This window comes from Neobacillus drentensis, assembly GCF_036962765.1.
Classification (GTDB): Bacteria; Bacillota; Bacilli; order Bacillales; family Cytobacillaceae; genus Neobacillus; species Neobacillus drentensis_C.
Genome location: NZ_JBALOS010000207.1, coordinates 1 through 18,330, shown reverse-complemented (window position 1 = coordinate 18,330; position 18,330 = coordinate 1). Strand labels below are relative to the sequence as shown.

Genomic DNA, 18,330 nt, shown 5'->3' with positions numbered 1-18,330 from the left:
TAACTAAACTGATCGTGTTAGTTGAAAAAGAAAAAAGACCGCGGCAGCGATCCTCGTGGTGTTGCTGCGGCAGCATCTTTTTTATTATTTAGCTAATGGTTCAGATAAGTGGAAGAAGAATAATGCTAATGCAGAGGGTTGGTTATTTTTTACTATTTTCGGGTAATTAGATATGTCCGTTCATAGTCCTTTGCTTGGCGAATTTAGATTTCCTTCAAATCGACTAAGCCATATGTTAAAAAAATTTATATAATATTCAAAATTATTTTAATAAAAAGAAATATCACTAGCTCTTGAAAAAACAAAAATAACAAAAATAAGAAAAATATAATGACCTCGGTAAAATAAGTTAACATAAATAAATTCTATTAATCTAAGAAAGAGGCGAAAAATATGTTTAATAATATTGAAGATTATCCTATTATCCTAACAGCATCGCACATTGCGGATATATTAAGTGTTTCCAAACCAACAGCATATGAATTGATGGATCAAGATTCGTTTCCACTAATCAAAATCGGGCGAAGTAAAAGAGTCTTAAAAGATCAGTTTTTTTTATGGCTATCAAAACAACAAGCTAGTTGAAAATAGCAATTAAAACTTCGCTGAGAAGAATTTCAGTTTACTTTAAAAGAAATGGTAAAAAAGTGGTAAAATTTAATTAGACCACTTGCTTACCTTTCTACTGACACGAATAAATAGAAAATGTTGGAGGTAAGTAAAATGAGTGAATACGCCTATAAAAGGGGAAAAACCTGGACGTATATGGTTCGGGTAAAAGATCCTGTTACCGGTAAAAGTAAACAAGTATCAAAAGGAGGTTTTCCACTTAAAAAGGATGCTCAAGCAGCTGCACGAAAGTTTCTAGCTGAAGTAGATAATAACGGATACAAAGAGCCTAGCAAAGAAATATTTTCCTCCTATATAGAGCATTGGTTCACCCATTATAAAAAACGAATTAAGGAGACTACAGCTTCCAGTAGGAAATATGTATTGGATAAACATTTAATAAGAGAAAATCCCTTTGCTCAGAAGCCTCTTTCAAAAATTACAACTGAAGATATCGATACTTTTTATGACCTTAAAATTGATGAGGAATACAGTGCAAGTAGTATAAAAAAATTACACCAGTTGTTGAATCAAGCATTTGAACAAGCTGTAAAATGGGGAAGAATCTCGGTCAACCCGGTATTAAATGCTACTCCACCAGCCGTTAAAAGAGAGGAAATGAAAATATGGTCAATCAATGAAATTCATACTTTTCTAAAGGCGTGCAAAGGAGAATCTCAGTATTTGACTTTTAAATTAGCTATTTATACTGGAATGAGAAAAGGCGAAATTCTTGGCCTAAAATGGAGCGATATTGACTACGAAAAAAAAGTCATCCAGGTACAAAGAACACTTTCTTACATTCCAAACGAAGGTTATTTCTTAACAACTCCAAAAACCGTAAAGTCTATACGTCAAATACCCTTTTCAGATGACATATTAAATGATTTATTTGCTCAAAAGGAACTTCAAGAGAGATGGAAAAAACGGCTTGGAGAAGCTTTTCAAGATCAGGACTTAGTTATTTGTACTGAGACTGGTTCTACACAAGATCCGCGGAATGTGTTAAGAGTTATGAAACGTATTCGTGAATCCGTCAACGTTATTCAGATTAGGTTTCACGATATTCGACACACCCACGCTTCTATTCTAATTAATGAGGGCGTTGATATTGTCAAAATATCAGCTCGTTTGGGGCACTCCAATCCTAGAATTACATTAGAGACATACGCTCATTTAGTTCCAAATGTTGATAACGAGGTGGCTGATATCTTTCAAAAAGCTGTTCAACTACCGTGTTAGCAAAAACGTTAGCAAATTCTATCTTCAACGGCAACATAGAAGGAAAAATAAAAATAAAAAAAGCTGAAACCCTTGAGTAATCAAGGATTTCAGCCTTTCAAAATCTGATGACCTGTGAGGGGTTCGAACCCCCGACCTCAACCCTGTCAAGGTTGCGCTCTCCCAACTGAGCTAACAGATCTCTTATTTAACTACATATCTAATTATAGTAAAAAGACCAAAAATGTCAATACCATTTTTAGTATTCCTTAAAAACATTTTATTCACAAAAACCTTTATCACCAATGGATATAATAAACAGGAACACGTGTTCTAATTTTATTGAATAAAGAACTATTGTTCGGGTATAATAGTATTATAATGAAGAAAGGAGAGATGATCATGGATGGACTTTTTATTCGTTCAATTGAAGAAAATATACCGCTCGAGATGATCTATCTTGCAGAAAATCAAGAGCTTTCGCAACGGACTTTGATTGTAAGGGAAGTAACTGAAGAGTACATTCGTGCTTATTGTTTATTGCGAAAGCAAATACGTACCTTTAAGCGTGAAAATATATTATCCATTTTGCCTGAATCCCGTACCAAACACCGCTACCTTCACTAATCCTCACACTTTCATTCAGCCCCCTTAATATTGAAAGCATTTCCACTTTAGTTTTGTTATAATGCAGTGGTAGAGATTGAATCATGGGGGGAATTATCACATGGAGTTTCCAAAAGGAACCATCAAAGAACTTACCATTCACAGTGGTGAACTTGGAGAGGATATACAGATCCTTGTCTATCTGCCAGCAAACTTCTCACCGCTTTATAAATACTCGCTGTTAATTGCCCAGGACGGCCAAGATTATTTTCAGTTAGGCAGAATCGCGCGATTGGCAGACGAGTTTCTTTTTCAAAGAGAAATTGAAAACTTAATCATTGTTGGGGTACCCTATAAGGATGTAGAAGACCGCCGCAAGAAATACCATCCCAGCGGCTCACAGAATCAACAATACATCCGTTTCCTAGCCCATGAATTAGTTCCTTTTCTTGATCAAGAGTTTCCTACTTATCAAATGGGCTCGACGAGAGCACTTATTGGCGACTCCCTAGGCGGTGCCGTTTCTTTAATGACAGCACTTCAATACCCACATACATTTGGGAAAGTCCTGCTGCATTCTCCATATGTAGATGAACATGTATTGAATGCGGTCAAGAACTTCTCAGAGGGACAGCTATTACAACTCTATCATGTGATTGGGAAGCAAGAAACGGAAGTACCGACCACAAACGGCATGATAAAAGATTTCTTAACTCCGAACAGGGAGCTTTCAAAAATTATTTCAGATAAACCAATTACATATTTTTATGAAGAGTTTAGCGGAGACCATACCTGGACGTACTGGCAGCCTGATTTAAGACGGGCACTTAAAATGTTATTTTAGTCTTATAACTATCGACTCATAATTTAGACCATCCACTTAAATTGTTTAATAAATTTAGAAAATTTGTTATAATAATAGAAGACTTATTAAAACATTTATTTTTCTATAAAAATATTTCTTATAACGGAGGTTTACGTATGAAATTTGGAGTTGTTATTTTTCCATCAAAAAAACTTCAGGATTTAGCTAATTCCTATCGAAAACGTTATGACCCGCATTACGCTTTAATTACGCCTCACCTTACATTGAAAAATTCCTTTGAGGCGTCCGAAGAAGAAGCAAAAGAATATGCTGATAAATTACGAAGAGTTGCAGCTGATCATCATGCATTTACATTAAAAACTTCAAAAATCAGTTCTTTTCAGCCTGTAAATAATGTGATTTATTTTAAAGTGGACAAGACAGACGAACTAACTGCTTTGCATAATGAAGTTAATCAAGAATTTACAGAGCAAAACTTAGACTATGCGTTTGTTCCACATATCACCATTGGGCAAAAACTATCCAATGATGAGCACTCTGATGTATTTGGCTCATTACGTATGACCAAAATTGATCATGAAGAAACGATTGACCGCTTCCATCTTCTTTATCAATTAGAAAATGGATCCTGGACCGTTTATGAAACATTTCGTCTTGGAAAGGAATAGTTTAAGTGACCGTAAAGATTGTTGAAAACCAAAAAGAACTTGAAGATGCCTATTCAGTAAGGAAAACCGTTTTCGTTGAAGAACAAGCAGTTCCACTTGAAGAGGAAATCGATGCTTACGAGGATGAAGCTAAACATTTTATCATGTACCACGATGGTTCTCCAGTTGGTGCGGGCCGCTTTCGTCTCGTTGATGGATATGGGAAGGTTGAACGAATTTGTGTCTTGAAAGAGGCAAGAAAAATTGGTGCAGGAAGAGCTATTATGGATTCGATTGAAAACTTTGCACGTGAAAACGATATTCATAAATTAAAGCTTAATGCCCAAACCCATGCGATTCCTTTTTATGCTGGACTTGGATATGAGGTTGTTTCCGAGGAATTTATGGATGCAGGAATTCCTCATCAAACGATGGTGAAAAAAATATAACCTTAAAAAGCACTTGGCGCTCCAAGTGCTTTTTTGGTAATTCCATCAATGTGGATGAACCCCTTTCAGTTCCCCTTTGGTTTTGATATGATAGATCATGTCTTGATTTTTGGATATAGAGGATAAAAAATTATGAAAACAGCAATTTATCAAAGTCAAACTATTGTTCTAGAGCAGTTAAGCAGGGACCAATATCAGAAAATATTTCTCGCTGGAAAAAATGATCAATTGAATTGTCCTATCTGCAACGAAAACGTTCGTTTGTTTTTAGGTATTCACAAAGAACCGCATTTTTTCCATACACATTCACCTGAACTAGATTGTCCAGAGCCCTCTGTCATACTGGATAAAGCAGAATCAGAAACAACTTCTGAATTGAATGGATTTAGCATCCCAAAGGGTAGAACCATTACAAAAACCCCGCAACATATTGATTACTTCAAAGCCGCCAGAACAATTGAATACACGGTTCCGTTTACTCCTGGAATTAATGAGAAACAGTTAGAACTTTCACCCTTTTTACAACAACTTGCAGATAATGGAGTTGTTCTTGATGATAGTCAGGTAGCCGCCGTCAAAGAGACAGAAGGCTCTCTATTAGTACTAGCCGGTGCCGGGAGTGGGAAAACTCGGGTGTTAACAGCACGCACAGCGTATATGCTGGTAGACAAACTGATCGATCCGAGGACGATTATGCTCGTTACGTTCACATCAAAAGCAGCTGCTGAAATGAAGAACCGCCTCCTTTCCTATCCGCACATACAGCGAGATCAAATTAATCAACTTGTTACTGGTACCTTTCACAGCATATTTTATCGCATTCTGATGTTCCACGACTCACATAATTGGTCATCAAGCAAACTATTAAAAAAAGAATGGCAGAGAGACAAAATTCTGAAAGAAGCAGGGAAAGAACTTGACTTATCAGAAAAAGAATTCGCTTATGATTTAGCTCTTCAACAAATCGGTCTATGGAAAAACTCTCTGCTCATGCCTGATGCGGTGAAGCCCACTTCAGAATGGGAAGAAAAAACAGTCTTTCTATATAAAAGATATGAAGATTACAAGAAAAACGAGGGTTTATTTGATTTTGATGATATGCTGATTGGCTGTTATCATCTGTTTTCCTCAACCCCTTCCTTACTGGAGCTGTATCAAAATCGGTTTCATTATTTTTTAATTGACGAGTTTCAGGATATTAATAAAGTCCAATATGAACTCATCAAACTATTATCCGCAAAACATAAAAATGTTTGTGCAGTTGGCGATGACGATCAAGCCATATATTCGTTTAGAGGCAGTGACCCTAGCTATTTGCTAGAGTTTGAAAAAGATTTCCCTTATGCAAAGATTGTTACACTTGATCAAAATTATCGATCTTCTCACGAAATTGTTTCGTCTGCTAACCAAATGATTGCAGCAAATAAAATGAGACGGACGAAGAAAATGAAGGCACAGTTTTCTTCAGGAATACTGCCGCAGTTATTTTTTCCCTATGATGAAGAGGAAGAAGCAACGATGATTGTCATTGACATACAAGAGCAGATATCCCTTGGAGCAAACCCTTCCGACTTCGCCATTCTCTATCGGACCAATGCCGGCTCGCGTGCGGTGTTTGAAAGATTGGCCGGATCCAACCTTCCTTTTAAGATTGATTTGGATGCAGAAGCCTTTTACGACCGTTATATCGTGAGAAGTGCTCTTTCCTTTTTAAAAGTCAGCTTAAATGAAGATGACCCACAGGCAATGTCTGACATCTTGCCATTGTTATTTCTTAAGCAAGCTGTCCTTAAAGAATTAAAAGCTCAAAGCATCCTAAAGGATTGCAGTCTACTTGAGGCTCTTTCACATGTAACCACTGCGCATGCTTTTCAGGAAAAGAAATTAAAAAAAGCCGTCACAATAATTCGCGGCTTAAAGCATGTCTCACCTTACACAGCACTTGAAAAAGTCGAAAAAGATATTGGCTTTCTTGATTTCCTAAAAAAACGCGGGAATGAGTCGAATAAGCTTGAAAAAGGCTCTGATGATCTTAAAGACTTGAAAGTGGCTGCAAAAAGCTTCGACAAAATTGAATCGTTTCTAGCTCATTCCGAACATATGTCAGCTATGAACAAAGAAATTAAAAATTTAAGTAAACATTTTCATGAAGCCATTCATCTTAGTACCATTCATCGTTCGAAAGGACTTGAATACAAAATTGTTTATATCATCGGTGCCGTCGATGGCAGTTTGCCGCACGATTTTTCTCTAGAAGCTTATCGAAATGGCGACTTTACTGCGCTTGAAGAAGAAAGAAGATTATTTTACGTGGCAATGACTCGGGCCAAGGACCAGCTTTTTATCTCCGTTCCTGAAAACAGACGTGGAAAAAAAGCTCATCGCTCGAGGTTTATAGCGCCGTTAACTAAAAAGAAGAAGACCGATTCCTAATAATAGGAAAGAGGTCTTCTTCTTTTTTATTTTTTATTAATCATATTTGAAATCGTATTGAGGTCAAGCTGTTTGCCATCGTTAACGATGGATTTAACAATTTGATCCTCCATTTCCTTACTCACCGGTTTATTGGCAATTTGAGAAACTCTACGGATCACATTACGGACTGTTTTTTCATCTTTAAAATTCGCATTTTGTAAGGAATTAGCTAATTCAAAGATGTCTTTCATATTAACGCCGGTTTTCTTTTCAATGTTTTTAAAAAATCCATTATCCATATTCAAAGATCACGCTCCTTCATAAACTACTTTTATTGTATGAAGGATAGGTAATTTGGTGAATAAAATAGGAAAAGCGTACGCGCCCCTAGGCACTTTTTTAGGATATAAGGTGAAAGGGCTGGCCACTTAATCAGGCCAACCCCTTCCCTTAAGCAAGCACTATTTATTAATAGAAGCTTGCACCAACAATGATTAAAAGGATGAATAATACGACGATTAATACAAAAGTTGAACCGTAGCCAAACCCACCGCCGTACCCACCGCCGTAGCCGCAGCAGCCGCCATATCCAAACATAGAATGTCACCTCACTTCTATAATCTCATTAATAACATATGAAATTACTTTGTACTGTGTGTAGGCGCGACATCTATTTCAGTAAATTGCAATCAAAAATGTGAAGTTTATCCCTTAGGTTTAAAAATTAATGCACCAATAAATCCGAAAATAATCGCTGCTGAGACTCCAGAACTTGTCACCTGGAACATCCCTGTCAATACGCCAATCAGTCCATGTTTTTCTGCATCCTGCATTGCCCCGTGAACTAAGGAGTTGCCAAAGCTGGTTATCGGAATGGTAGCTCCTGCCCCAGCAAAGTCAACTAATGGTTCATATAGACCGAAACCGTCCAATATAGCGCCAACAACAACAAGTAAACTCAGTGTATGTCCAGGGGTAAGCTTTGCGACATCAAACAATAGCTGCCCAACTACACAGATTAGCCCGCCAATCACAAATGCCCAAAAAAACATAGCTAACATATCATCACCCCTTATTTCCATTCATTTCAATGGCTACAGCATGTGCAATACATGGGATCGATTCGTTTTGCTGAAAACTGAGCGGGGACAGCAATGCGCCTGTTGCAACTACTAAGATCCGGTTATATGTACCCTTTTTCAATTGGTTCAATAGATGCCCATACAAGGCTGTTGCAGAGCAGCCTGCACCACTTCCCCCAGATTGTACTGGCTGATCATCCTTATACATTAATAACCCGCAATCCTGGAATTGTTTTCGTTCTAATTCAAGACCACTTTTGTTAATTAACTCAAACGCTGTATCATGACCGACCCTGCCTAAGTCCCCAGTAACAATCAAATCATAATAAGAGGGGTCTAATTGAAGATCACGGAAATGGGCCATGATTGTATCTGCTGCGGCTGGTGCCATCGCCCCGCCCATATTAAATGGATCCGTTAATCCCATATCGATCACTTTTCCAATGGTTGCTGAAGTTGTCACTGGATGCACCTGTCCGGGTTCATTAGGCTGAATTAGTGCCACTCCTGCCCCTGTTACTGTCCATTGCGCAGTCGGCGGCTTTTGACCTCCATATTCAGTTGGGTAGCGAAACTGCTTCTCAACTGCTGCATTATGACTTGATGCGCCCGTTAAGACGTACTTTGCTCCCTGGTAATTAACAACAAATGAAGCTAGTGCCAACCCTTCCATTGATGTTGAGCATGCCCCGAAAAGACCGAAATAGGGAATCTGCATGGTCCTTGCGGCAAAACTTGTTGGTGTTATTTGATTAATTAAATCTCCAGCAAATAAAAATTGGATCTGTTCTTTATCAATATTTCTTTTTTTTAATGCTGTTTTAATAGCTTCTTCTAATAATAACCGATGCGCTTTTTCATAAGTTTCCTTTCCCATCCATAAATCTTCATATAATAAATCAAAATCCTCTGCTAAATTACAATTGGCTTCAAATGGTCCACCAGTCACACCAGTAGAGGTGATCATTGGTCGATTTGTAAAAATCCAAGATTGGTGCCCTTTTAACAATTACAACACCCCCCAAATCACCAGCAGTGTTTTAACCAGCGCAACCACAAAGGCCGAGAATACACCGAAAAGAATAACTGACCCAGCAAGCTTAAACATATTTCCACCTACTCCTAAAACAAACCCTTCTGTTCGATGCTCAATAGCCGCTGATATTACAGCATTTCCAAAGCCAGTCACGGGTACAGCACTTCCTGCTCCGGCAAACTGCCCAAGTCGATCGTAAACTCCAAATCCAGTTAATAACATAGATAAGAAGACCATTGTTGCCACAGTTGGATTTCCTACACTCTGTTCGGTAAAATCAAAAAAATAAATATAAAAATAACTGATGGCTTGACCGATCACACAAATAATTCCGCCAACAAAAAATGCCTTAATACAGTTCTTCAGAACAGGCCGTTTTATTTCATGCTTTTGTTGAAGTTGTTGATATTTGCGCTGTTGGGGCGTCATGTTTTTTTGCTTACTCGTTGCCATCTTTATTCTTCCTTTCTTACTTCATATCTTTCGTCATTTTAACGATTTGGTTAAACCGTTTTTCAGCTTTCTGATGTGTAAATTTAGAGGATTTCATTCTCTCTTCGAGTCTTACTGTTTCTAGGAAAATTTTATAGTCACTAGAGATCGTAAAGTTCTCATCCGGATATTTTTCTTCAAGCATTTTGTTGACGTCTTTCTCAATTTTTTTCATTCTAAATCGATGCAGATGCTTAACCTTATATACAACTAGTGTATCTTTTTTCCCTTTAACTACGGCCACATCATATAATTGTGGAACCGAGTTTACATCCTGCTCAATCTTTTTTACATGATCTTTACTTTTATTCTTTTGTGTTACAAGCGGGCTAGGATTCGTTGTTTTCATAAGAGTTAAATGACTATCCTTAACCTGTAGGTTTTGATTACAGGAGGAAAGAAAGAATAAACAAGCAAATATTACCCAGCGATGAATTGCTCTCATATGAATCCCATCCCTTGTTCCATTTTATAAATACCACTACTATGTAGTTTTTTCGACATTGATAAAAATTATGAGTAAGAGCTTTGAAATTATATTTGGCCTAAGCAGGCATAAAAAAAACTGCCAGCAACTATTCTGACAGTTTCTTTTCACTTATCTTGAAGTTTTTTTACCGCAGCCACAACCTGATCCTTTTTGCTTTATGGATTTCGAAGGTTGATACATGTAAGTTGACTGGGATGATTGTGTTGATTGAGTATTCTCAGTGGATTGAGTTCTCCTTTTCTTTTGTCCCATTTTCTTCTCTCCCTTGCTGTCAATACTTAGTCTTCTAATAACAGAATATGAACAACCTATAAGTCTTGTCTCAGCGGACACCACTATTTTTCGATAAAATACTGCACTATGGACTCCAAAATGGAAGCAAATCCTGCTACCCCTAAAATTAAGATAATTGGGAATGAAAAGTCTGGGTATAGAAGTGAGAGACTAACAATACCAGTGGAAGCCCATATCCCCGTACACCAATAACAGCTAAGAAGTTCTCCGAAAAATTTTTTGACCCCCTTTTCTTTCGGAAGGTAATAAACCTCGATTTCTCCATCCTCCATTTCTTCTTTTATCTCATTAAAAAAAGGAACCCGAATAAATTCGGTTATTTTATCAAAAACAAGTAACCTTGTCAGCCTAAAGCTCGCCAGAGTTAGAAGAAGCAGGTTTAATAAGGTTATTTTCATGTTGTACGGTCCTTTCTTCCTTTCATCCTTTCAAAGCATTTTATTAGCCTAATTTCCTTAAATAAGGCTATTGTCCGTGTCCCAAAAGTGCTCCATTAAATATGTTAATAATGTAAGATATATATCGGATTAAGGAGGAAAAATAATGGGTTGTGGAAATGATCATGATTTTCGTAAAGGGAATTGCGTTTGCGAAGTCGTTCGTGCCATTAAAGATATCCAAGACAATGCAGTAGAAGAAAACGATTGCCCAGAGTGTTCCAGTTGTTTCAATGAGCCTCTAGGGTCATTGGTTTCACCAGCGCGGAGAGATCCTGTCGATACTCGCGTATTTGTACTAAGTACTGCGGATGGTTCTCCATTCCATGCATTCTTTAGTAACGAAAACAATGCATGTGTATCTATCTACTTCCGCGTCGAAGATGTATTTGACAACTGCTGTGCTACACTTCGTGTGTTAGTTCCAGGACGCCGCGAGGGTGGTACCTTCTGTCCAGTTAACTTGATTTCTGGCGGAGATAAATGCTGCATCAATCTAGATAAAGTATGTCAGGTTGAACGATTCCGTGCAAGTAACGACTGCATTACCGTTGACTTAAAGTGCTTCTGTGCAGTGCAATGTATTGCAGATGTTAACTTAGGAATTTGTAATTAATATTATAGCCAGTCGGAAAACGGCTGGCTTTTTTTATTTTTTAGCTATTTCCTAATTCCAATCAACATCACATTTTTAAGGGCATGAACTGGCACGCTTTTCGTTGTTTGATCATGAAATCGAATCGTCACATTTTGACCATCGTATTCCATTAGATAACCTTGGTAGCTATTTTCCTCGGTGACAAAGACACAAGGAGCAGGTGGAAGGGCCTTTGGATAATTAAGTAAATAATCTAACCTTTCTCCTAAATTCATTTGTTTAAAAGGCTTTACCCGATTAAGTGATGTCCTCTTCTTATCCTGAAACTGTGTCGGTGATGCCAGTGATTTCATGTGTCGTGTTGGTGACGAATTTTCTTCTTTCTTTACGCCTTTTTTTATCTGTTCTGGGACTAGTTCCTGTTTTGCAAGCGAGAGTTTCTTTTTACCTTCTTCCTCGCTAGGATTTTCTTCCTCCTGTTCGATTAGTTCTTGTTTGATTGTGTATGTTTCCTGCATGTTCGTGGCAGGGGGTCTTGAAAACGGCTGGTGGATATAGAGCAAGGGTCCCTTGCTCATTTTTTTCGACATGTTTAGGGCACCTCCATTAACGTAATCCTTCACATTATATTTATGCTGGAAGCCCATACAGGTCACTGAAAAATGCAACTTTAAGAGAAAAGTTTCTACATTAATAAAAGACCCGCAATAAATACGGGCCTTCCTTTTATCCGGAATATAATATAAATTTTGAACCTTGATAGCTGTCTAGCGCCTAGCGTCTAGTGGACTTCGCTCTTCAAGTAAAAATTTTATCTCAGTCGAAGCGCTCCAGTCCTTACGACGCTATACGGGCGCTTCCGCTTTATAGTATATGATATCCAGAATCAACGTGAATGTTTTCTCCAGTAATTCCTCGTGAAAGATCACTGAATAGGAATACAGCTGTGTCGCCAACTTCTTCTGGAGTGGTTGCTCTACGTAATGGTGCTCTTTCCTCTATTTCTTTTAGGATTGAATTAAAATCACTTATTCCTTTTGCAGATAATGTTCGGATTGGACCTGCAGAAATTGAATTGACACGAATGTTTTCTTTACCAAGATCTGCGGCTAAGTACCGTACACTAGCGTCTAGAGAAGCTTTCGCCACACCCATAACATTATAGTTCTGGATTGCACGTTCACCACCTAAGTACGTTAAGGTAACAATGCTTCCTCCTTCAGTCATTAATCCCCGTGCCTCTTTCGCCACGGCAGTTAAGGAATACGAACTAATATTGTGAGCGAGCAAGAAGCCCTCTCTAGTTGTATTTAAATACTCTCCGCTTAGTTCTTCTTTATTTGCAAATGCAATGCAGTGTGCTACTCCATGAATGGATCCCACAGTTTCTTTGATTTCAGCAAAGCACTTGGCCACTTCTTCATCGCTTGTTACATCACAAGGTAATACAATTGTTCCTTCAGCTTCTAAAGAACCAGCCAGTTCACGGACACTGCTTTCTAGCCTTTCACCTGCATAAGTAAAAATTAATCTTGCTCCTGCATTGTGAAGCGAGCGGGCAATCCCCCAAGCAATACTACGTTTATTGGCAACACCCATTACTACGTATGTTTTTCCAGTTAAAGAAAGATTCATATCGAAAAAGTCCTCCTACAGTTACACATGATATTAGTACTTGGTACTAATTTTACACTAATTTGCGATAAATGGAAAGTTCAACAACAAATCAATAATCCACTAACAGATTTCACAGAATTCCAGCTCGCGTTTTAACTCATCTACATACTCTATCGAGCCAGTTACTATCAAACGATCATTCATCTCCAATTCTGTATCTCCATGTGGGACGATGGAATCCTTGCCCCGAAAAATCCGTACAAAAATAATATCGCCTGTAAAAGGAAATTTTCGTAAGGACATCCCATCAAATTGGCTATTCTTCATGACAATTTCATAAAGTCCTGTTTCTTGATTTGTGAGTATATTTATCACGGTTGGTGATTCAATCAGCGCCCGGAGTAATACTTTTGTTGACATAAAGGTAGAAAACACTTCAATATTATGTGCCCGTAAATGTTCCTCTAAATCTGGGCTTTCAATCCGTGCAATGATCCTAGATTTCCCCTTTTCTTTCGCAGCAATCGCCAATGCTGCATTGATCTTCTCGTCACCAGTTGAAATCACGACAATCTCTGACTGAAAAACTTCTGTATTCTCCAACGTTGCCAACGAATAATCTGGAATTTCAACTATTTCAAATAGTGAATGGGCAATTTGCTTTTCTGATTTCTCCATTGGCGTATGATAGAGGATTGGATCATATAGTCCTGACTTTAATTCTCGAGAAACTGGCAAAGTAGTCTGATTGGCACCTAAGAAGGCAACATTGACCTTTTTATTAGCAACTACTTCTTTAGGAAATAGCTTTTTAAAAACAATTGGTGTAAAAATAGAAGTAAGTACTGCCACTAGTATTAGTGTTCCACTCATCTCCGCTGTTATGATTCCTAGTCTTTCGCCAATTGTCGCTGCCGCTATGACAAGGGAAAGAGTAGATGTAAGCAAAAATCCGGATGCAATGACGGTTTTTATATCATACCAACTTTTCAATAGATATACTGGTATAAGTTTAGAAAAAAGCAATCCTGCTAGTAAAAGCGGTATTAATAACAAAAGTTTTTTTTCGCTGAATAGAGACCAAATATCAAGATTTACACCTACCATTACAAAAAAGATCGGAATCAAAAATCCATAACCGAATGAATCTAATTTATGTACAAGCTCTTGGTTAGGTGATAACAACGAAACAAGAACACCAGCTAAGAATGCACCCAAGATATTTTCTGCACCTACTGTTTCAGACAAACCAACCAAAACGATGATGAGTGTGAAAACTGCCCGTGTTCCAATTTGGACGGTCCCCGTTGATAGTGATTCCATAAACGTACGATTTTTAAATCTTTTGCCAAGGAAATAAAGTACGATTCCTGCTGCGAACAAAATAAGTAACAACCATGTATTTCCATGACCGGATTCATTTAGGGAAACAAAGACAGCAAGCAAGATCATCGTCACTAAATCTGCAATAACTGCAACTAATAAGATAATTTGACCAATGACCGTTTTCATCAAATGGGCCTCTTTTAAGGTTGGTACTACTACTCCCAAGGATATGGTCGAAATGATTAATGTCATTAAAAAAGCATTATCAATGAAACCTGCCATGACAAACAAAATCGATAAACCAAGTGAGAAGATAAAAATACCTGCAAACACTAATGATGCCACTACAAATGAGTTGGGCTCCTTTTTCCCATTTGGAAGGACCTTACGCTTATTACCTCCAGAAAAGGCATTAAAGTCAATTTCAAGCCCGCTTAAAAACATGAGAAAAATAAAACCGAGGGTTGATAAGGTTGAGAGCCAAATATCTTCATGAACCACATCGAAACCACTTTTTCCTATGAAAAGTCCCATTATGATTTCAGCGACGACTACTGGAATATAATTCAATTTAAACCGGTGTAAAAGAATAGGAGTTAAAAATGCCATCGTAACAACAATTAATAAAGAAATAATAGAAACATGCTGCTCCATAAAAATATACTCCTTTCATTATATAAAGGTACGAAATCCGTTTATAAAAACAAACACTACTACTAAAAATATGAGTAAATAAGGAGTTGATCCAATGAAAATTGATGTAATCGGTGATATACATGGCTGTTTAGCTGAATTAAAGGAACTCACAATGAAGTTGGGCTATAAATGGGAGAACGGATTACCGAGACATGAAACCAGAGTGCTTGGATTTCTTGGTGATTTAACAGACCGTGGGCCTGCCTCACTTGATGTAATCGATATCGTATGGAAGTTGGTGATGGAAGAAAAAAAAGCTTATTACACACCTGGAAATCATTGTAATAAGCTTTACCGTTTCTTCCTTGGCAACAAAGTTCAGATTGCACATGGGCTTGAAACAACCGTTGCGGAATATGAATCATTATATAAGAAAGACCAGCAATCCATTCGAAAAAAATTTATCGAACTATATGAAAAAGCACCACTCTATTTAGTATTAGACAACAAGAAGCTGATTATCGCCCATGCAGGAATTAAAGAAGAATTTATCGGACAATCCCATGGAAAAGTTAAGGAATTTGTCCTTTATGGTGATATTACAGGTAAAAAGCATCCGGATGGATCACCGATTAGAAGAGATTGGGCCAAAGAGTATCATGGAGAACCATGTATTATATATGGACATACTCCCGTTCAAGAGCCCAGGTTCATAAATAATACTTATAATATTGATACAGGTGCAGTTTTTGGCGGGAAACTTACAGCCTTAAGATATCCTGAAATGGAATTAGTTTCAGTTAAATCTACTATGCCATATGTTGAGGAAAAATTTAAACAATTTGATTGAAAAGGTAATTTCAAATAACCTAAATATGAAAAACAAAAGGCTGCCTCTTAAAGTAGGTCAGCCTTTAATAAATCACCCATATCTCTAGGGAGTGGTGCGGTAAACATCATTTCTTTTTTTAAAAAGGGATGAAGAAATTTTATCTTTCTACAATGAAGGGCCTGTCGTTCAATGAACGATAAACCTCCTCCATACAAATCGTCACCAAGCAATGGATGTTTCAAATATGACAAATGGACTCTAATTTGGTGCGTTCGCCCAGTTTCAAGGACAAGTTCTAAATAAGTAAATGCCCGATGCCTTGCAAGCACTTGATAATGGGTACACGCATATTGCCCATCCGCTCGAACTTCTCTTTCAATAATACTGTCGTCTTTACGTCCAATTGGCGCTATTATCGTACCATTGTCTAAGGGGATCCTGCCCTCCGCAAATGCCTCATATGTCCGCTTAACTTGACCACTACGCTGCATCATACTAAACAAATGATGTACATGACGATGTTTAGCAATTAATACAATTCCGGAAGTATCCCTGTCAAGGCGAGTGACAATGTGAGTAGTAGCCTGCAGACCACTGCGCTGATAATAGCCAACCAGCCCATTAGCCAAACTGCCAGAAGGATGTTCTCGAGATGGAATCGTGTTCATACCTGCCGGTTTATTTACTACCAGCAAATACTCATCTTCATATAGAATCGCTAATGGAATGTTTTCGCCCAGTAAGCCCTCAGCAGGACTTTCGCTTGGAAAAATAACAGTTAATTCATCGCTCATAGCTAACCGATACCGGACGTTTACTTCTTCTCCATTTACTTGGATATGACCGCCCTTGAACTTGATATCTGTTAATGCCGTCCGAGAAATTTCTTCCTCTTTTAAAAAATCCCTTACAAGTTTTCCAGCATCGCTTTCCCCAATGACCCACTTCATTTGAAATCGCAGCAACATTACAACGATACCTGCCTCTTAATCTGATATAAACGAATCATGAACTCTTTTCCAAAACGGAAACGGCCGGAAGCGAGCAAACCGGATTTTTTCGTCTGGTACCCTAAATTGAATCGATTTTACATCTTTATGAAGCAATGTCAGGTGGTCAATGGTCACTTGAAAATCCGACCGATTAACTGGTTTAAGCATACAAGTATGATGGGCTGGAAGAATTAACGGCGAGCCAATTGTTCTAAAAACTTTATTATTAATCGATGCCATTTCAGCAATTTGAAGGGCCGAAATCGATGGATGGATGATCGCCCCGCCAAGGGCCTTATTATAGGCAGTACTACCTGATGGAGTTGACACACATAAACCGTCACCACGGAACCGTTCGAAATGTTGTCCGCGAATCTCCGCATCCATCACAAGCGTCCCCTCGACACTTTTTACGGTGGATTCATTTAAGGCGAGATACCTAGATTCCTTCCCTGCATGAGAATAACGGATTATGACCTCTAATAGCGGGTATTCAACTACTTGATAAGGTGTTTTAGCAATCGCAATCACTAGTTTTTCAATTTCATCTGGAATCCAATCTGCATAAAACCCAAGATGCCCCGTATGTATTCCAACAAAAGCAGTTTTATCTAAACGGCTGCTATAGCGATGAAATGCATAAAGTAGTGTGCCGTCACCACCTATCGATACAACAATATCAGGCTGGTCTTCATCGTAAATAAGATCAAAATCAAGTAAATAGGTCCTCATTTTATGCATTAATATATTGGACTTTTGATCTCCTTTTGAAGTAATCGCAAATTTCATAATTTTCGGCTCCTTGTGCTGAATGGCTTATAAATTAGATGGTTATGTAATCAATCCTTCTCTTCTTGTTTCAATTCTTTCTTTCTCGTAAAAAAGGCCTGGGCTTCCTGAATTTCACCCCGAATCAATGACATTTCCTCATCTAATCGAAACGCTGCTTCTGCCGCTCTCTTCAGTCTCATTTGAATATCACTTGGGAAAACCCCCTTGTACTTATAGCTCAATGTATGTTCAATTGTCGCCCAAAAATTCATTGCAAGTGTTCGGATTTGGATTTCAGCTAAAATTTTCTTTTCCCCATGAATGGTTTGAACAGGATAAGAAATAACTACATGGTAAGACCGGTATCCGCTAGTCTTTTTATGTGATATATAATCCCTATCCTCTACAATTTCAAAATCATTTCGATTGTGTAATAAATTGACAACTGTATGGATATCATCAACAAACTGACACATAATCCGCAATCCAGCGATATCCTGCATCTCCATTTCTAATCTTTCAAGTGGAATTCCTTTTTGATTTGCCTTGTCAAGTATACTTGCGATTGGTTTTACTCTTCCTGTAACAAATTCAATGGGTGAATGAGTAGCATCAAAGTCGAATTGCCCCCTCATTCCCTTTAATTTTACTTTTAATTCTGCAACAGCTTGTTTATATGGGGATAGAAATTGGTCCCAATGCTTCATAATTTCACCTCAAAACAAATTATGTTAAGAAAATACTCTCTACTTTCGTAACCATTTCTTTCCCATAATTACTATTACCTTTAATATTTGTTAATACATAATTAAATTCTTCATGGAAGTTAATTAGTTCTTTTTGCCCTTCATTAAAAGTAACCCAAACAGATAACTTATTTTCCTCTGCCGTTTTCAAGAGTGGCCAGATTTGTTGATGTAAAACGATATATGTATAATCATCTTTATCTTCCAT

General features: G+C 37.8%; 22 protein-coding genes, 1 tRNA gene and 1 pseudogene. 9 read left to right on the top strand and 15 right to left on the bottom strand.

Annotated features, from left to right (window positions below; genetic code table 11):
• Window positions 1–393: 393 nt before the first annotated feature.
• Window positions 394–585, top strand: a complete 192-nt coding sequence (locus V7137_RS23045; protein WP_335700234.1) for a helix-turn-helix domain-containing protein — start codon at window positions 394–396, stop codon at window positions 583–585.
• A gap of 138 nt (window positions 586–723) precedes the next feature.
• The gene (locus V7137_RS23040) at window positions 724–1,851 is read left to right on the top strand and encodes a site-specific integrase (protein WP_335700233.1); all 1,128 of its coding nucleotides are present in this window, start codon (window positions 724–726) and stop codon (window positions 1,849–1,851) included.
• A gap of 108 nt (window positions 1,852–1,959) precedes the next feature.
• Here V7137_RS23040 and V7137_RS23035 read toward each other — a convergent pair.
• A tRNA-Val gene (locus V7137_RS23035) sits at window positions 1,960–2,032 on the bottom strand.
• A 200-nt stretch (window positions 2,033–2,232) separates the two neighbouring features.
• On the opposite strand from V7137_RS23035, the gene V7137_RS23030 reads away from it, so the two are divergent.
• From V7137_RS23030 to V7137_RS23010, 5 genes are all read left to right on the top strand, one after another.
• Entirely contained in the window at window positions 2,233–2,457 is a 225-nt protein-coding gene (locus V7137_RS23030) for a hypothetical protein (RefSeq protein WP_335700232.1), read from the top strand.
• A gap of 100 nt (window positions 2,458–2,557) precedes the next feature.
• The gene (locus V7137_RS23025; protein ID WP_335700231.1) at window positions 2,558–3,280 is read left to right on the top strand and encodes an alpha/beta hydrolase; all 723 of its coding nucleotides are present in this window, start codon (window positions 2,558–2,560) and stop codon (window positions 3,278–3,280) included.
• Between the two features lie 137 nt (window positions 3,281–3,417).
• Window positions 3,418–3,930, top strand: a complete 513-nt coding sequence (locus V7137_RS23020) for a YjcG family protein (protein ID WP_218345918.1) — start codon at window positions 3,418–3,420, stop codon at window positions 3,928–3,930.
• A gap of 5 nt (window positions 3,931–3,935) precedes the next feature.
• Window positions 3,936–4,358 (top strand): GNAT family N-acetyltransferase, encoded by a 423-nt coding sequence (locus tag V7137_RS23015; RefSeq protein ID WP_335700230.1) that lies wholly within the window; start codon window positions 3,936–3,938, stop codon window positions 4,356–4,358.
• 132 nt (window positions 4,359–4,490) lie between these two features.
• Window positions 4,491–6,791: an ATP-dependent helicase gene (locus tag V7137_RS23010; RefSeq protein ID WP_335700229.1), complete on the top strand. Its 2,301-nt coding sequence runs from the start codon at window positions 4,491–4,493 to the stop codon at window positions 6,789–6,791.
• A gap of 26 nt (window positions 6,792–6,817) precedes the next feature.
• On the opposite strand, the gene V7137_RS23005 is transcribed toward V7137_RS23010, so the two are convergent.
• From V7137_RS23005 to V7137_RS22975, 7 genes are all read right to left on the bottom strand, one after another.
• Window positions 6,818–7,072 (bottom strand): stage VI sporulation protein F, encoded by a 255-nt coding sequence (locus tag V7137_RS23005; RefSeq protein WP_218350483.1) that lies wholly within the window; start codon window positions 7,070–7,072, stop codon window positions 6,818–6,820.
• 169 nt (window positions 7,073–7,241) lie between these two features.
• Entirely contained in the window at window positions 7,242–7,370 is a 129-nt protein-coding gene (locus tag V7137_RS23000; protein ID WP_218350484.1) for a YjcZ family sporulation protein, read from the bottom strand.
• A 107-nt stretch (window positions 7,371–7,477) separates the two neighbouring features.
• Window positions 7,478–7,834 (bottom strand): stage V sporulation protein AE, encoded by a 357-nt coding sequence (spoVAE, locus tag V7137_RS22995; RefSeq protein WP_335700228.1) that lies wholly within the window; start codon window positions 7,832–7,834, stop codon window positions 7,478–7,480.
• Between the two features lie 4 nt (window positions 7,835–7,838).
• A complete protein-coding gene (gene spoVAD / locus V7137_RS22990) occupies window positions 7,839–8,864 on the bottom strand; it encodes a stage V sporulation protein AD (RefSeq protein ID WP_335700227.1) in 1,026 nt (341 codons plus the stop codon).
• On the bottom strand, window positions 8,865–9,344 hold the full coding sequence (gene spoVAC, locus V7137_RS22985; protein WP_218350487.1) for a stage V sporulation protein AC: 480 nt from the start codon (window positions 9,342–9,344) through the stop codon (window positions 8,865–8,867). It lies immediately after the preceding gene.
• A 16-nt stretch (window positions 9,345–9,360) separates the two neighbouring features.
• Window positions 9,361–9,828 carry a YhcN/YlaJ family sporulation lipoprotein gene (locus tag V7137_RS22980; RefSeq protein ID WP_335700226.1) on the bottom strand — a complete coding sequence of 156 codons (468 nt, stop codon included), beginning with the start codon at window positions 9,826–9,828 and terminating at the stop codon, window positions 9,361–9,363.
• 380 nt (window positions 9,829–10,208) lie between these two features.
• Window positions 10,209–10,565 carry a DUF1360 domain-containing protein gene (locus V7137_RS22975; RefSeq protein ID WP_335700225.1) on the bottom strand — a complete coding sequence of 119 codons (357 nt, stop codon included), beginning with the start codon at window positions 10,563–10,565 and terminating at the stop codon, window positions 10,209–10,211.
• A 145-nt stretch (window positions 10,566–10,710) separates the two neighbouring features.
• Here V7137_RS22975 and V7137_RS22970 point away from each other — a divergent pair, with 145 nt between their 5' ends.
• Entirely contained in the window at window positions 10,711–11,220 is a 510-nt protein-coding gene (locus V7137_RS22970) for a CotY/CotZ family spore coat protein (RefSeq protein WP_335700224.1), read from the top strand.
• Window positions 11,221–11,264: 44 nt separating this feature from the next.
• Here V7137_RS22970 and V7137_RS22965 read toward each other — a convergent pair whose 3' ends face one another.
• The 3 genes from V7137_RS22965 to V7137_RS22955 all read right to left on the bottom strand — a co-directional run bounded on the left by V7137_RS22965 (window position 11,265) and on the right by V7137_RS22955 (window position 14,799).
• Window positions 11,265–11,792, bottom strand: coding sequence for a CotO family spore coat protein (locus tag V7137_RS22965; RefSeq protein ID WP_218350491.1), 528 nt, complete (start codon window positions 11,790–11,792; stop codon window positions 11,265–11,267).
• Window positions 11,793–12,066: 274 nt separating this feature from the next.
• A complete protein-coding gene (gene fabI / locus V7137_RS22960; RefSeq protein ID WP_218350492.1) occupies window positions 12,067–12,837 on the bottom strand; it encodes an enoyl-ACP reductase FabI in 771 nt (256 codons plus the stop codon).
• A gap of 102 nt (window positions 12,838–12,939) precedes the next feature.
• Window positions 12,940–14,799, bottom strand: a complete 1,860-nt coding sequence (locus V7137_RS22955) for a monovalent cation:proton antiporter family protein (protein ID WP_335700223.1) — start codon at window positions 14,797–14,799, stop codon at window positions 12,940–12,942.
• Between the two features lie 94 nt (window positions 14,800–14,893).
• Here V7137_RS22955 and prpE point away from each other — a divergent pair, with 94 nt between their 5' ends.
• The gene (gene prpE, locus V7137_RS22950) at window positions 14,894–15,631 is read left to right on the top strand and encodes a bis(5'-nucleosyl)-tetraphosphatase PrpE (RefSeq protein WP_335700222.1); all 738 of its coding nucleotides are present in this window, start codon (window positions 14,894–14,896) and stop codon (window positions 15,629–15,631) included.
• Window positions 15,632–15,678: 47 nt separating this feature from the next.
• Here the strand turns inward: prpE and V7137_RS22945 are convergent, their stop codons facing one another.
• The 4 genes and pseudogenes from V7137_RS22945 to V7137_RS22930 form a co-directional block, all read right to left on the bottom strand.
• Entirely contained in the window at window positions 15,679–16,581 is a 903-nt protein-coding gene (locus tag V7137_RS22945; RefSeq protein ID WP_335700221.1) for an RluA family pseudouridine synthase, read from the bottom strand.
• Between the two features lie 18 nt (window positions 16,582–16,599).
• Window positions 16,600–17,394, bottom strand: a complete 795-nt coding sequence (locus V7137_RS22940) for an NAD kinase (protein WP_218350496.1) — start codon at window positions 17,392–17,394, stop codon at window positions 16,600–16,602.
• 50 nt (window positions 17,395–17,444) lie between these two features.
• Window positions 17,445–18,083, bottom strand: coding sequence for a GTP pyrophosphokinase (locus V7137_RS22935; RefSeq protein WP_335700220.1), 639 nt, complete (start codon window positions 18,081–18,083; stop codon window positions 17,445–17,447).
• 19 nt (window positions 18,084–18,102) lie between these two features.
• Window positions 18,103–18,330: pseudogene (locus V7137_RS22930) on the bottom strand (hypothetical protein); the annotation flags it as partial.